Annotated in this window: 10 protein-coding genes and 1 pseudogene; 9 read left to right on the top strand and 2 right to left on the bottom strand. The window is 63.4% G+C overall.

Going from position 1 to position 14,007, the window contains the following annotated elements; translation table 11 throughout:
- The first annotated feature begins 33 nt into the window (after positions 1-33).
- The 5 genes from ACVWYP_RS00055 to ACVWYP_RS00035 all read left to right on the top strand — a co-directional run bounded on the left by ACVWYP_RS00055 (position 34) and on the right by ACVWYP_RS00035 (position 5,884).
- Positions 34-369 carry a DUF736 domain-containing protein gene (locus ACVWYP_RS00055; RefSeq protein ID WP_028343847.1) on the top strand — a complete coding sequence of 112 codons (336 nt, stop codon included), beginning with the start codon at positions 34-36 and terminating at the stop codon, positions 367-369.
- A 4-nt stretch (positions 370-373) separates the two neighbouring features.
- Positions 374-1,294 carry a lytic transglycosylase domain-containing protein gene (locus ACVWYP_RS00050; RefSeq protein WP_244980935.1) on the top strand — a complete coding sequence of 307 codons (921 nt, stop codon included), beginning with the start codon at positions 374-376 and terminating at the stop codon, positions 1,292-1,294.
- 354 nt (positions 1,295-1,648) lie between these two features.
- Complete coding sequence (locus tag ACVWYP_RS00045; protein WP_028343849.1) at positions 1,649-3,388, top strand: relaxase/mobilization nuclease domain-containing protein; 1,740 nt, start codon at positions 1,649-1,651, stop codon at positions 3,386-3,388.
- 41 nt (positions 3,389-3,429) lie between these two features.
- On the top strand, positions 3,430-5,412 hold the full coding sequence (locus ACVWYP_RS00040; RefSeq protein WP_028343850.1) for a conjugal transfer protein TraG: 1,983 nt from the start codon (positions 3,430-3,432) through the stop codon (positions 5,410-5,412).
- 7 nt (positions 5,413-5,419) lie between these two features.
- Positions 5,420-5,884, top strand: coding sequence for a hypothetical protein (locus tag ACVWYP_RS00035; protein ID WP_028343851.1), 465 nt, complete (start codon positions 5,420-5,422; stop codon positions 5,882-5,884).
- Between the two features lie 50 nt (positions 5,885-5,934).
- On the opposite strand, the gene ACVWYP_RS00030 is transcribed toward ACVWYP_RS00035, so the two are convergent.
- Both ACVWYP_RS00030 and ACVWYP_RS00025 read right to left on the bottom strand, forming a co-directional pair.
- A complete protein-coding gene (locus tag ACVWYP_RS00030) occupies positions 5,935-9,573 on the bottom strand; it encodes a DEAD/DEAH box helicase (RefSeq protein WP_028343852.1) in 3,639 nt (1,212 codons plus the stop codon).
- A gap of 8 nt (positions 9,574-9,581) precedes the next feature.
- Positions 9,582-10,532, bottom strand: a complete 951-nt coding sequence (locus ACVWYP_RS00025) for a hypothetical protein (protein WP_028343853.1) — start codon at positions 10,530-10,532, stop codon at positions 9,582-9,584.
- Positions 10,533-10,916: 384 nt separating this feature from the next.
- Between ACVWYP_RS00025 and trbB the strand changes: the two genes are divergently transcribed.
- The 4 genes and pseudogenes from trbB to ACVWYP_RS00005 all read left to right on the top strand — a co-directional run.
- Positions 10,917-11,867, top strand: coding sequence for a P-type conjugative transfer ATPase TrbB (gene trbB, locus ACVWYP_RS00020; protein WP_051448102.1), 951 nt, complete (start codon positions 10,917-10,919; stop codon positions 11,865-11,867).
- A complete protein-coding gene (locus ACVWYP_RS00015; protein WP_028343855.1) occupies positions 11,864-12,205 on the top strand; it encodes a TrbC/VirB2 family protein in 342 nt (113 codons plus the stop codon). The genes trbB and ACVWYP_RS00015 overlap by 4 nt, the downstream gene beginning before the upstream one ends.
- Positions 12,205-12,480, top strand: a complete 276-nt coding sequence (locus tag ACVWYP_RS00010) for a VirB3 family type IV secretion system protein (protein ID WP_028343856.1) — start codon at positions 12,205-12,207, stop codon at positions 12,478-12,480. Before ACVWYP_RS00015 ends, ACVWYP_RS00010 begins: the two co-directional genes overlap by 1 nt.
- Before the next feature lie 7 nt (positions 12,481-12,487).
- Positions 12,488-14,007: pseudogene (locus tag ACVWYP_RS00005) on the top strand (conjugal transfer protein TrbE); the annotation flags it as partial.

The raw sequence follows: 14,007 nt of genomic DNA, 5'->3' as shown, positions 1-14,007 counted from the left end.
CGCTTCCCAACCCAGCAACCAAGGAGGATTCCCATGGCTCAAATCGGTCAGTTCACCCGCGATAAGTCTACCTTCACCGGCCGCATTCAAACGCTTTTCTTCGAGCGCCATCTCATCCTCACCCCAGTCGAATCCTCGGATGCCGAGAATGCGCCGGACTACCGCATCCGCCTCGGCGATGCCGACGGTCCGGAGATTGGCGCGGGCTGGAAGCGCACCGGAGAGAAGGCCGGCGATTACGTTTCGCTCATCATCGACGACCCGACGCTTCCGCGGCCGATCCGCGCCAATCTCTTCCAGTCGGGCGATGACAAATCGGTCTGGACGCTGAACTGGAATCGTCTGCCCCAGCGCGCCGAACGGGACTGATCGCATGCAGGATCCTGTCGCGCGTGCCGGCAACCAGGCGCATCAACGGTCCACCTCTTTGTTCGGAGGAAAGCCGTCTCACCCCTTCGTCCCGCTCGAACGCCAGTCGGCCTCCGTGCAGACCAGCGGTCGAGGGCGGGGCCGCCCGCCGCGCATACCCTTGCCGGACGAGAGCATGACGGGTTGCTCGCGTCATGGTGGAGACGCGGCGGGCCTTGCCATTCTCCTGATAACCGTTCTGCTGATGATTGGCGGCACGATGCCGGCAGTGTCCGCAGAGAGAGCGCCGGCGCGCGGTCAACCTGCGAGCGACCGCTATGTCACTTATGTGGCGGAAGCCGCGCTGCGCTTTGGCATTCCGACTGCATGGATTTGCGCCGTTATGCGCATCGAGAGCAATGGCGATCGGCGTGCCGTCTCACCTAAAGGCGCAATCGGTCTGATGCAACTTATGCCCAAGACCTGGGCGGACATGCGCGCTCGCTATGGTCTCGGACGCGATCCCTTCGATCCGCATGACAACATCTTGGCTGGCGCCGCATTCCTTCGTGAACTGCACGACCGCTACGGCTCGCCGGGCTTCCTCGCGGCCTACAATGCGGGTCCTGGCCGCTACGAGGATTACCGCGACAGACATCGTCCGCTGCCGGCGGAGACGAAGGCCTATGTCGCGGCCATCGCCCCTTTTGTCGATGCGGAGGGGACGCCAGAGCCTCTCCTCCTGGCGGCCTCCTATCGTTCATCCTGGACACGGGCGCCGCTCTTCTTCGCCCGCGCTGACGTTCCGCCTGCTGCCGCGTCACCGACGCCCGATGGACCGCCGCACGGCATGCCGACTGCAGTTCCAGTGCGCGATCTCTCGGCCATCGCGCCGCAGTCGGAGGGCCTGTTCGTCGCGCTCTCGACACCGGGACGATCGCAATGAATGCGCGGCGTCGCCAACATCATGATGCCGATCGACACGCGCCCGTAAGCACCCACGCTGCGGACACCGGGACCGTTGTCGTGCAAAGGCGGCTAGCCACGGCCATCCGTTGCCAATTCGTCCTTCGGCGTGTTTCAGGGAACATCGGCGAACAGGAAGGAGCAGGCGAGGGAGAGGAGCAGGCAACGACCGAACGAGGGCGAGATAAAAGGCCGCAATGTGCGGCTCGGTCGGTCGGTTGTTTGTGCTTCCATTTTTCCTCGGGTCCGCAACGTGCGGCTTCGGCGCGCAATGTGCGCCTCACCATCAACTCATTGCACGGATTCTGCTTCTTGCACATTACCGAGGTAGCCAATGGCTGAAGAGAATGACTTTCAGCCTCGGCCTGGCCGCATCCGCTCTTCGCGCGCCCAGCGGGCAAAACCCTTTATCGCCCAAGCGCTCGCTGCCGCTCAGCGCGCCGGTGGCGGCATTTCACGAGCCGGCCATCTCGTGAGCCACCGTCATTCGCGCTTCGGCCGCGGCCGCCTCGCCAGTGTGCGGGCAAACCGCCTGCTTACCGGCCGCTCGCGTCTGGTGACGATCAAGACCCGGGTTGTCAGGCATAGGGCGAGATCAGCGCCGCTCACCGCGCACCTCGGCTATCTCCGGCGCGAGGGCGTCACCCGGGACGGGGAGAAGGCCCACCTGTTCGGCCCGGACACAGAGGATGCCGATCCCAAGGCCTTCGCTGAGCGGTGTCAGAATGACCGCCACCATTTCCGTTTCATCGTCTCGCCCGAAGACGCGCCGGAGATGACTGACCTCAAAGGTTTCGCCCGCGAGTTGGTCGGCCAGATGGAAAAGGATCTTGGCACCAGGCTCGACTGGCTGGGCGTCGATCACTGGAACACCCAGCACCCGCACGTCCACATCATCGTGCGCGGCGTCGCCGAAGACGGCCAGGACCTCGTCATCTCCCGCGACTACATCAAAGAGGGGATGCGCGCTCGCGCCCAGGACCTGGTCACGCACGAACTTGGACTGCGCTCCGATCTCGACATCCGCCGCTCGCTCGAGCGCCAGGTCGAAGCCGAACGCTGGACACAGCTCGACCGCCAGCTTGTTCGCGACGCTGACCGGCATGGCGTCATCGACCTTGCGCCCAATCCGGCCGAGCCGCCTGATCAGTTCCATGCGTTGAAGGTCGGCCGGCTGCGCCGCTTGGAGAGCCTTGGCCTCGCTCATCAATTTGGGCCAGGCCAATGGGGCATGGACGAGACCGCCGAGACGACGTTGCGCGCACTCGGCGAGCGCGGCGACATCATCAAACGCATCCACCGCAGCCTGACCGAACGCGGCATCGAGCGCGGGACGGCGAGCTACGTGCTGGCAGGCGAAAGCCTCGACGTCCCCCTTATCGGACGCCTCGTCGATCGTGGTCTTGACGACGAACTCAAGGGGACCGCCTATGCCGTAGTCGACGGCGTCGACGGCCGCACCCATCACATCCGGTTGTCCGACCTCGATGCCGCTGACGACAGCGCACCCGGCTCGATCGTCGAGCTGCGCAAATTCGAAGACGCGAGAGGGCAGCGTCGCGTGGCGCTTGCCGTCCGTTCCGATCTCTCGATCGAAGCGCAGGTGACGGCGAGCGGCGCGACATGGCTCGACCGCCAGGCCGTTGCACGCGACCCTGTGGCGCTCGGCCAGGCCGGCTTCGGCGCCGAGGTCCGCGACGCCATGCAACGGCGGGCCGAGCAGCTTATCGAGCAGGGTCTCGCCGAACGCCAGGCGCGTGGACTGGTGTTTGCGAAGAACCTCATCGGCACGCTGCGCCATCTTGAGATCCAAGCTCTCGGTAACCGGCTCGCTGCCGAGACCGGCCAACCGTTCAACCCGTCGGCCGCCGGCGAATATGTCACCGGCACCTATCGGCAGCGCTTCGCGCTTGCCTCCGGCCGCTTCGCGATGCTCGACGACGGTCTGGGCTTCCAGCTTGTGCCTTGGACGCCCTCGCTCGACAAGCAGCTCGGCCGGCATGTCTCCGGCATCGCTCGCGCCGACGGCGGCATCAATTGGGATTTCGGGCGGAACCGGGGGCTCGGCCTGTGAGCGATCCTTCCAATCACCGACGTCAGGAAAGCACTGCCGCCATGTCCGCGACCAAGATTCTCTGGGGGCAGGTCATCACTGTCTTCGCGATCGTCCTGCTGACGATTTGGTCTGCGACGGAATGGACCGCCTGGCGGCTCGGCTTCCAGCCGCAGCTCGGGCAGCCCTGGTTCGAACTGCTCCATTTTCCGTTCTATCTCCCGCCGGCCTTCTTCTGGTGGTGGTATGCCTACGATGCCTACGCACCCTCAATCTTCATCGAGGGCGGCTACATCGCCGCATCCGGCGGCATCATCGCGGCCGCCGCTGCGATTGGCATGTCGGTCTGGCGCGCTCGTGAAGCGAAGAACGCTGAGACCTACGGTTCTGCGCGCTGGGCTGAGGCAAAGGAGATCGAGCAGGCCGGATTGCTTGGACCTGACGGCGTCGTGCTCGGCCGGTTCGAGCAGACCTATCTTCGCCATGATGGGCCGGAGCATGTCCTGTGCTTCGCGCCAACCCGGAGCGGGAAGGGCGTCGGCCTCGTCATTCCTTCGCTGCTGACTTGGCCGGGCTCGGCGATCGTCCACGATATCAAGGGAGAGAATTGGCAGCTCACCGCCGGCTTCCGCACTCGGCATGGCCGCGCGCTTCTGTTCGATCCCACCAACGCGAAATCGTCGGCCTACAATCCGCTGCTGGAGGTCCGCCGCGGCGAGTGGGAGGTTCGCGACGTCCAGAATATCGCCGACATCCTGGTCGACCCGGAGGGCAGCCTCGAGAAGCGGAACCACTGGGAGAAAACCAGTCACGCGCTCCTGGTCGGCGCGATTCTCCACGTCCTCTATGCCGAGGAAGACAAGACGCTCGCTGGCGTTGCTGCGTTCCTGTCCGATCCCAAGCGGCCGATCGAGACGACGCTTGCCGCGATGATGCGGACGGCGCATCTCGGCGAGGCCGGCGTCCATCCAGTGGTCGCTTCCGCTGCGCGAGAACTGCTGAACAAATCCAGCAACGAACGCTCCGGCGTCCTGAGTACCGCCATGTCGTTCCTGGGTCTCTACCGAGATCCGGTGGTGGCGCAGGTCACCCGGCGCTGCGACTGGCGGATCACCGACATCGTCGGCGGAGAGCGAGCGACCACGCTTTACCTCGTCGTGCCGCCCTCAGACATCAACCGCACCAAGCCGCTGATCCGCCTAATCCTCAACCAGATCGGCCGCCGCTTGACCGAGGATCTCCAGGCCAAGGCCAGCCGGCGCCGGCTCCTCCTGATGCTCGACGAATTCCCGGCGCTCGGCCGGCTCGACTTCTTCGAGTCCGCGCTGGCCTTCATGGCGGGTTACGGCATCAAGAGCTTTCTGATCGCCCAATCGCTGAACCAGATCGAGAAAGCCTATGGGCCCAACAACTCTATCCTCGACAACTGTCACGTTCGGGTCAGCTTCGCGACCAATGACGAGCGGACCGCGAAGCGGGTGAGCGATGCCCTCGGCACGGCGACCGAGATGAAGGCGATGAAGAACTATGCCGGCAGCCGGCTCGCGCCTTGGCTGGGTCACCTGATGGTGTCGCGGTCGGAGACCGCCCGCCCGCTGCTCACCCCAGGCGAGATGATGCAGCTCCCGCCATCCGATGAGATCGTCATGATGTCGGGTCTCCGTCCGATTCGGGCCAAGAAGGCGCGCTATTACGAGGACGCGCGCTTCCAGGAGCGCATCATAGCGCCGCCGACGCTGACCAAACCCAATGGCGGCCGGCTGGACGATTGGAGTTCACGGCCGCTGCCGCCGCGCCCATCGGCATTGCAGGCGCCGACTGACGGCCAGACGGATGACGAAGATCCAAAGACCGCCGATCGCCGGCGGCAGCCGGAACTCGATCGAGACACGGTGGAGAATAAGGAACCACTCGAGAACGAGTTCGCTTCGGACCTCGTCGATGAGCTCGATGAAGATGTCCCGCGAATCAGGCGCATGAACGACATGATGCAGGGCGTCGCTCGCCAAGCGTCGCTCGATCCCGGCGACGATCTCGGATTGTGAGGCAGGCATGACCGCCCCAAAGAAGAAAGCCCAGATGTCAGTTTATCTCGACCCTGACGTCATGACCTCGCTGTCTGCTTACGCCGCCCGGCGCGAGCAGCCGCTTTCGCTCATCGCCGAAGCCGCCATTGCATCCTTTCTGTCGCCGGACGCCGATGAGCGGCGTGAAGCCGCCATCGCCAAGCGCCTAGACCAAATCGATCGCCGGATCGCGCGCCTTGAGCGGGACGTCGGGATTTCAGTCGAGACCATCGCTCTCTTCATCCGCTTCTGGCTCACGACGACACCGCCGCTCCCCGAACCAGCCTCCAAGGCCGCGAGGGCACAGGCCGGAGCGCGTTATGATAACTTCGTCGCGACGCTGGGCCGGCGACTAAGCCACGGGCCACAGCTGAGGCAGGAGATCCCGGGTGACGTGGATAGCGTTCAGTCTTATTCCCGCCCAGAACCAGCGGGGTCCGAAGGTAATTAGGGAACCGCAACAGTCGCCAGCCCCGCTCCGGCCCCATTCGTCTCAGCGGATTATTGAGCGCCTGCGCGAAAAGTTCTGTTCACGGAGGCGCCGCGCTGCGTGGCGCGAAGCTCGTAGTCGTTCCGAATGGAACTATTGTCATAAGCGCCGGCAATATCCTTCGACGTTGCGAGCTCAAAGCCAGCGGGGTCAAGCCAACTAACGCGGGCGCCGTGGGGAACAGGTATCACGTTGTATCGTGGTCGCGCGCCATTGGTTCCAGTCAATTCGACCGTCTCGGGAGCAAATGGTACGGCGGCGTGCTCTCGCCTGGGCAAGCTGTTCTGCCACTCGAGAAAAAGCTGCGGATCGATGTAGTCGTCGGGCTCGATATCCACGTGGTTTGCGTGCAACCAAGTTTCGAACTCTTCACGACGTTCGGCAGCGCGCTCTCGTGTGTGAGCTAGCCCTTGTGCAAGCACATAGGCGACGAACGGATCGTGTGTGCCCCATCGCAGCAGTTCGCGAGCCCAAAAGCCAAACCACGGTAAACCCGTGGTAACGCGCCACTCTGAAAGCGACGGTACCGCGTAGGGGTCGCCCGCGCCTGCCGACCAGGCCTGCGCGACGGCCGCTCCTATGGCGACACCCAACTTGAATTCGAGGTTGTCGGCAACGAAGCGCTGCCAGCTCCGAAGCTGATCCGCATCAGGTCCAGCGGCGTCCGCTGCTTGCATCCACCATGCCAGCACGTCTCGCCAGTTTGCGAGCAGCGCCTGATCGCCGACCGTGGCGCGCACCCGAAATCCGAACCCGCGATCATTAGAGAGAAGCATCCCGATTTGTTCGAATACGCGCAGCCGGGTGCCAGCATCATCAACCCCGTAGCTGTGTGCTGCTGCCATCAAAACTCGGATTTGAGGAGCAACCCCCTCGAAGCGACGGCCAACGATCGGAGAGAAGCCATATTGATAGAGACGCCGACGTTCGTCCGCGTCCGGGTAGACGGTTTCCACCACCGCGCGGCCACGCCGTATAAACGCTTGCTCCATCCATTCTTCTTGGGCGGCAGCAACCGCGGTGAATGTTCGCCGCCATAGTTCGATGAGCTGAGCTTCGGCTTCGGCGCCCGTCATGCTCACTTCGTCTGCGCGTGCGACCTCCTCCAGCGCCGCGAGCAGCACGCCGTCAAGTTCATCAAGACTATCTGCTAGGCGAGCGCGAAGTCCGCTCGCTCCCTCACCAGCCTCGGGACTGATATTCGGCGGAAGGACCTGATCGAGCCAGTCCAGAAATCGGTTAGGCGGCAGCCCAAGAACGCTGATTGCACGATCGCGGATTGCGGTCAGGAGCATGGCCAACGGACTCTCGACCGCATCAGCATCGCGTTCCTCGATCAGCAACGCCGTTCGGAGCTGTTCATAGTCTGTCACGAGATCACGACGTTGCCTGCGCTGAACCCCGACGAAACTGTCTGCCGTCGTGGAGATCGTGGTTGGGAGCGCTACAAGCGTCATACCCTCGATCCCTCGGGCGGCTCCGGGCCGTCCAGCCCGGCCTGCGAGATTGCGGAATTCCGCAGTGGAAAGTGGCGTTATTATCTGTTGCTCGTTCTCTGCGTCCCAAGAGCGCCGCTTCAGCGACGTAAGAAGAATTAAGTCGAACGGAAGGTTAACTCCCTCTGTCAATGTCGCGGTTGCGACCGTTATCGGGCAAATTCTCCGCTCGATCATTTCGGTCATCAGGCGCCGAAGCCGTTGCGGCATTTGGCCGTGGCTCGTCGCAATGCCCCGATCAAGGAGCGCGAGCTCGAAGGAGTCGACGCCGCAATAGTCGATACAAGCAGCCCGTGCTTCGTCGTAGCGCCCGCGCATTTCCCCGTCAGGCGCCGAGAAGCCAGGCGCTGTCGCCCATGTCGGCAGTTCGAGAGCTTCCTTGAACCAGCGCATCGTCTGTTCTGGTTCCTGCGCTACGGAGATAAGAATGCGTTGATCTTCCTCGACCAAGTGAAGAGCCGTCCAAAGTACGGTTAGACTATTGAAGCGATTGAGACTATTCCGCATGCCCGCTGGCAATTGCGGCATTTGTTCGATTCGAAGCCGGAGATACAAGGGCTGCTCCTGGCCACGCAGATACAGCGGTCGCCCGTTCATGATATCGAGAAGGATCCGGCACGGGCGGTTCGGTGTTGTTTCCAAAACGCCGATAACCTGTCGAGTGCTTCGATAACGCACTCCTACGGCTTCAGCGTCGGGCCGCCCCTCGACCCAACGTGCTACAGGCAGGGATGCGCCTCCTGCCACCGCAGTGAGCGCGATTCGCACGACGTCCGGCCGCCTTGCGAGAACGCGCGATATGAAGCTTTCGAGCCGGAGCGAGCGATTGCGGTGCTCCGAAAAACTGATCCTGGTGTTCTCCCCACTCTCCGGAACCACCTGGTGTGCTTCGTCAATGACCACAAGCCGCAAGCGCCCAAGCAAAAGGGGACCAAGGTAGCGCATCAGCGCATCCGCCTTTTCTACCGTCACGATGAGCACGGTCGGTTGTTCACCGCTCAGCCAATAATCCGTGATGCCCCAGTCCGCGCCGTCATAGAGTCCGGTGACGATCATCTCATCGCCGAGCTCACCTCGAAGCTTAGCCTCCACTTCACCAGCTAGGGCGCGCGAGGGCACGAGATAGATTGCCAAGGGGGCGACGTCCTCGTGCCCCCGTAGCAGCAACTCTTTGACCAACGCCATGTTGGCGACCAGCGTTTTGCCAGATCCAGTTGGTGTACAAAGAGCAAAGGAACTGTCCCTCAACAGGCGCTCCAGCCCCTGCAATTGCGAGGTCCAGAGAATACCGCGCCCCCGGCTGAATTGTCCCCGAGCGTAGGCCAGGAGCTTCGAACGTCGGTCGGGATTGAGGTCCGATAGCGCATTGAGGGGACGATAGATGCTTGCGCGTCTGAAGCCATCCGCTACCTGCTTCAGCAGTCCCACGAGGAGCGAGGCGTCGTCGCTGAAAACACGCGCGGCCATTCCATCAAGGGCGTTGAGCTTCTCCATCGCGCGGCCGCTGCGCTCATCATCCCCACGTCGTAGACTGTCAGCCAGGAGCCCGAGGCAGCGCACGAGCTCGACGGTGAAGAGCCAAGTTACTCGGTCATCATCGTCGAACGCGTCTAGGTCGGGTCTAGCCAATTTTTCGGAGGCGTCTGATCTCGTCAGATCGCTGTGGGATGCCCAAAACTCGGCCGCCCGCTCCAGCACGTTGTCAAAATCCGCACGCAAGAAGGCAGCGTACAGAGCGACCCCATCGTGCTCGCTATCAACCTGCCCCAATAGACCGGACGCCATTGCTGGGAGGCCGCCAAGTTGGTAGGCGGCAGCAGCAAGTATCTCGATCGGAACAACGGCGCGGATGCTATCCGCTGCTCGCGTCAACCACTCAAGGATTTCGCCTGTGCGGCGAAAGCAGGCGATAGCGCCTGGCGACGCCGGCCCTTCGACTTGCTGAAATATATGTGCTGCATGAAGGAGACGCCTTGCGTCCTGCAGCTGACCGGCGGATTCCTGGTCCGTCCATTGAATTGTAGGCACTTGCCATGTCGCCTGCAGACAGCGAACATACGCTCGAGCCTGTAGGCGCGAGAGTTCATTTTCCACGGCCAGTTGGCGGCGGAGATTGTTGGCCAGGTCGAGCCGTTCAGCATCAAATTCTGGCATAGCTCAGCCTACGTCCAGAGCGAAGAATACAGGCCATCGATGAGCAATTCTCCGTCGCTCAGGATGAGCTCAACGACCTGTAGGTCATGAGGAGCGGTGTACTCGTTCGGCAGTTCCTCCCAGCCGATCAGCACGTCTCCTTCCTCTCTCCGTTGCGCGCCGTTACCCGCGATCAGAATGAGGTTCGTGCGAGGCAGCGGCCGTGGGTGATCGAGGATCAGCGCCTCATCGAGCGACAAGATCGCCGCCGCATAGCCCTCCGGATCTCGCTGTTCTAAAAGCCTCTGCAGTTGGCGCAAGCCATGCGGCATCGGTGTGTCCCGATTTATTTCAAACCACACACCTTTCCCCGAACGTGTGCGCTCTCCAGTGTCCGGGTCGGTGATAAGCTCACCGAGCATCAGCTCATTGAAGACACTATCGGTGAGCCGGCGGCGCCATTTGGCCTCTCCAGCGATAAACCTCGATACCCGACCATCATCATCCAGAACGACTCCGATGAAGTCGCTCCCGAATCGGCCAAACACCTCGCGCCGCCGCCGCCCGTCTCGAGCCAGTGAGAATAAATAGGCCTCAACATCAGCGTGATACCGAAACAGGTAGATCGGCACGCGCCAAGCGTGACCGCCGACAAACGAATCGCGAAAAGCTTCCGTGAGCATTCCCGCCATCACCTCCCCGAAAAGACCGCGAAGCGCCTTCAGGGGGAGGCAGTTCGGATAGCAAGCCTCCTCGCCGGGAGCGCCAGCGTCCGGGTGAAGGTTGATCCCGATCTGAGCGTGGAAGTATTCCCGCGCGTCTGTGTGAGCCGACTCGAAGTACGGCCTTAGCCCGGCGATCAGGTCGTTGTCGGTGTCGGATTTTTGCTCGAGGAGAAGGTGGCCGAAACGCCCCCGCACGCTGTCGAAAGATTCGAGCCATTCGTCGAGCGCCTCGCTCGGGGGCGGACAGGTGTGCATCGTTGATAAAACGCCTCAACCAAAAATTGTCGATCGCCGGGAATATACCCTGTTATCGTTCGATGAAACTAGGCCTTTGGCGGTCGCAACGACCAAAACCGGGCCTACACGTGCAGTATGACCGTCGTCCATTGCAATTCCGAAAAAGTAGTCAGTAGCAACCTGGCCCCGCATCCCGGTTAGGATATCGCCTTCTATGCAGCAAGTATTTTTTCTCTGCCCTACGCCGGCCCCCTACGACATCTGAATACTTGTTGAACTAACCTATTTCCTGCCTTTTCTATCCATCCCCGTCGCCGATCGGTTGTTGCGATTGGCGTTCGACGGGGGACGATCGTGGTGGGCATTCCACTCCATTCGGAAGCGCTTTCGCGGGGCGCGCGCATGCTGCGCACCGCGCTTGGCCCCGCGATCGCGACCTTCCTCGAAGACCCCTCGATCGTCGAGGTGATGCTCAACCCCGACGGCCGGCTCTGGATCGACCGGCTGTCCGGCGGGCTGGAGGATAGCGGACGAACGATGTCCGCCGCCGACGGCGAGCGGATCGTGCGCCTGGTCGCGCACCATGTCGGCGCTGAGGTGCATGCCGAGAAGCCGCGCGTCTCCGCCGAGCTTCCCGAGACAGGGGAGAGGTTCGAGGGGCTTCTCCCGCCCGTCGTTGCGGCGCCGGCCTTTGCGATCCGCAAGCCCGCTGTTGCTGTTTTCACGCTGGACGACTACGCGGCGGCTGGGATCATGACGGTGGGCCAGGCGGGCGTGCTCCGCGACGCCGTCGCCGCCCGCAAGAACATCCTGGTCGCCGGCGGTACCTCGACCGGCAAGACCACCCTGACAAACGCACTACTGGCCGAGATCGCCGGCACCACTGATCGCGTGGTCCTGATCGAGGATACGCGTGAGCTGCAATGCCGCGCTCCGAACCTGGTCGCACTGCGCACCAAGGACGGCGTGGCGTCCCTGTCCGATCTTGTTCGGTCCTCCCTCCGCCTACGCCCCGACCGGATTCCAGTCGGCGAGGTACGGGGCAGCGAAGCCTTGGAGCTCCTCAAAGCCTGGGGCACGGGCCACCCCGGTGGGATCGGAACGATTCACGCTGGCACGGCGCTGGGCGCGCTTCGCCGCCTCGAGCAGCTCATCCAGGAAGCCGTCCTCACCGTTCCCAAGGCACTGATCGCCGAGACCATCGATCTCATCGCGGTGCTGCGCGGCCGCGGCCGCGAACGCCGCCTCGCCGAACTTGCTCTCGTCGCCGGCCTCGATCCCGCCACCGGCGATTACCGCGTCCAGTCTGCCGAGGCGGGCGGCCAATCCTCGATTCTCGGAGACCCGTCATGATCCAGTGTCCTTCCGCGATCCGTCGCGTTCGTCGCTGCTTCGCCGACCTCGCGGAGATTGCCTTCATCTCCATCGCCTTTGCCCCGGCGGCCTACGCCTCGGGCTCCTCGATGCCGTGGGAGACGCCGCTCAATCAGATCCTGGAGTCCGTGCAAGGTCCGGTCGCCAAGATCATGTCAGTCATCATCATCACCGTCACCGGCCTGACGCTCGCGTTCGGCGATACCTCGGGTGGCTTCCGCCGGCTGATCCAGATCGTCTTCGGCCTGTCGATCGCCTTCGCCGCGTCGAGCTTTTTCCTGACCTTCTTCAGCTTCTCCGGCGGAGCCTTGGTGTAATGGCCAGCATCGTCGATCCAGAAGTGCCGGGCTTCTTCGCGCCGGTCCATCGCGCGCTCACCGACCCCATCCTGATGGGCGGCGCGCCCCGCACGGTTGCGATCGCCAACGGCACGTTGGCGGCGGCAATAGCGCTCGGCCTCCACCTCTGGATTCCCGGGGCGTTGATTTGGGCCGTGGGGCATGCCGCTGCGGTCTGGGCGGCCAAGCGCGACCCGCTATTCGTGGACGTCGTTCGACGTCACCTCCGCTATCCATCCTATCTCGGCCAGTGAGGCTTGCATGCTGCACCTCGCCGAATATCGCAACCGTCCCCACAGTCTCGCCGACTTCCTGCCCTGGGCCGCTTTGGTCGAGAAGGGCGTCATCCTCAACAAGGACGGTGCGTTCCAGCGCACGGCGCGCTTCCGCGGCCCGGACCTCGACAGCGCAACGGCTGCCGAGCTGGTCGGCGTGACGGCCCGCCTCAACAACGCGCTGCGCCGTCTCGGCTCAGGCTGGGCGATCTTCGTCGAAGCCCAGCGCATCGCCGCCCAGACCTATCCGCACAACACTTTTCCAGACGCCGCATCAGCGCTGGTTGACCTGGAGCGGCGGGACGCATTCGAGGAGTCCGGCGCGCATTTCGAGAGCCGCTATTTCCTGACCTTCGTCTGGCTGCCGCCGGCCGAGGACGCCTCGCGCATCGAGGGCTGGCTCTATGAGGGCCGCGCGCAGAGCGGCGTCGATCCGCACGAGCTGATGCGCGGATTCGTCGACCGGACCAATCGCGTCCTGCAACTGGTCGAAGGGTTCATGCCCGAGGTGGCGTGGCTCGCCGACAGCGAGACGCTGACCTACCTGCATTCGACGATCTCGACCCGGCAACAGCGCGTACGCGTCCCCGAGACGCCGATGCATCTCGACGCGTTGCTCGCTGACGAGCCGCTCGCCGGTGGCCTCGAGCCGCGCCTCGGCAGTCATCACCTTCGCACGCTCACCGTGGTCGGTTTTCCGACCGCGACCCATCCCGGAATCCTCGACGAGCTGAACCGGCTCGCCTTTCCCTACCGCTGGTCGACGCGCGCGATCCTTCTCGACAAGACCGAGGCGGTGAAGCTGCTGACCAAGATCCGCCGACAGTGGTTCGCCAAGCGAAAGTCGATCGCCGCGATCGTCAAGGAGGTGATGACCAACGAGGCCTCGACACTGGTCGATAGCGACGCGGCGAACAAGGCCGCCGATGCCGATCTCGCCTTGCAGGAACTCGGCACCGACGATGTCGGTCAAGCCTACGTCACCGCGACCGTCACCGTCTGGGACGAGGATCCCGGTCTCGCCGCCGAGAAGCTGCGCCTCGTCGAGAAGGTGATCCAGGGTCGTGACTTCACCTGTATGCCCGAAGGGGTGAACGCGCTCGAAGCCTGGCTCGGCTCTCTGCCGGGGCACGCCTACGCCAACGTCCGCCAGCCGCCGCTCTCGACACTGAACCTCGCCCACATGATTCCGCTGTCGGCGGTCTGGGCCGGGCCAGACCGCGATGAGCATTTCCGCAGCTCGCCACTCTTCTTCGGCAAGACCGAAGGCTCGACACCGTTCCGCTTCTCGCTGCATGTTGGCGACGTCGGCCACACCCTGATCGTCGGCCCGACCGGCGCCGGCAAGTCTGTGCTGTTGGCGCTGATGGCGATCCAGTTCCGGCGCTACCGGAAGAGCCAGATCTTCGCCTTCGATTTCGGCGGCTCGATCCGCACGGCGGCGCTTGCCATGGGCGGCGACTGGCACGACCTCGGCGGAAGTCTGTCGAACAGCGCTGAAGACTC

The organism is Bradyrhizobium sp. USDA 3262, from assembly GCF_054060035.1.
The sequence above is the reverse complement of the archived record's forward strand: the minus strand, read 5'-3'. Positions and strand labels throughout refer to the sequence as shown.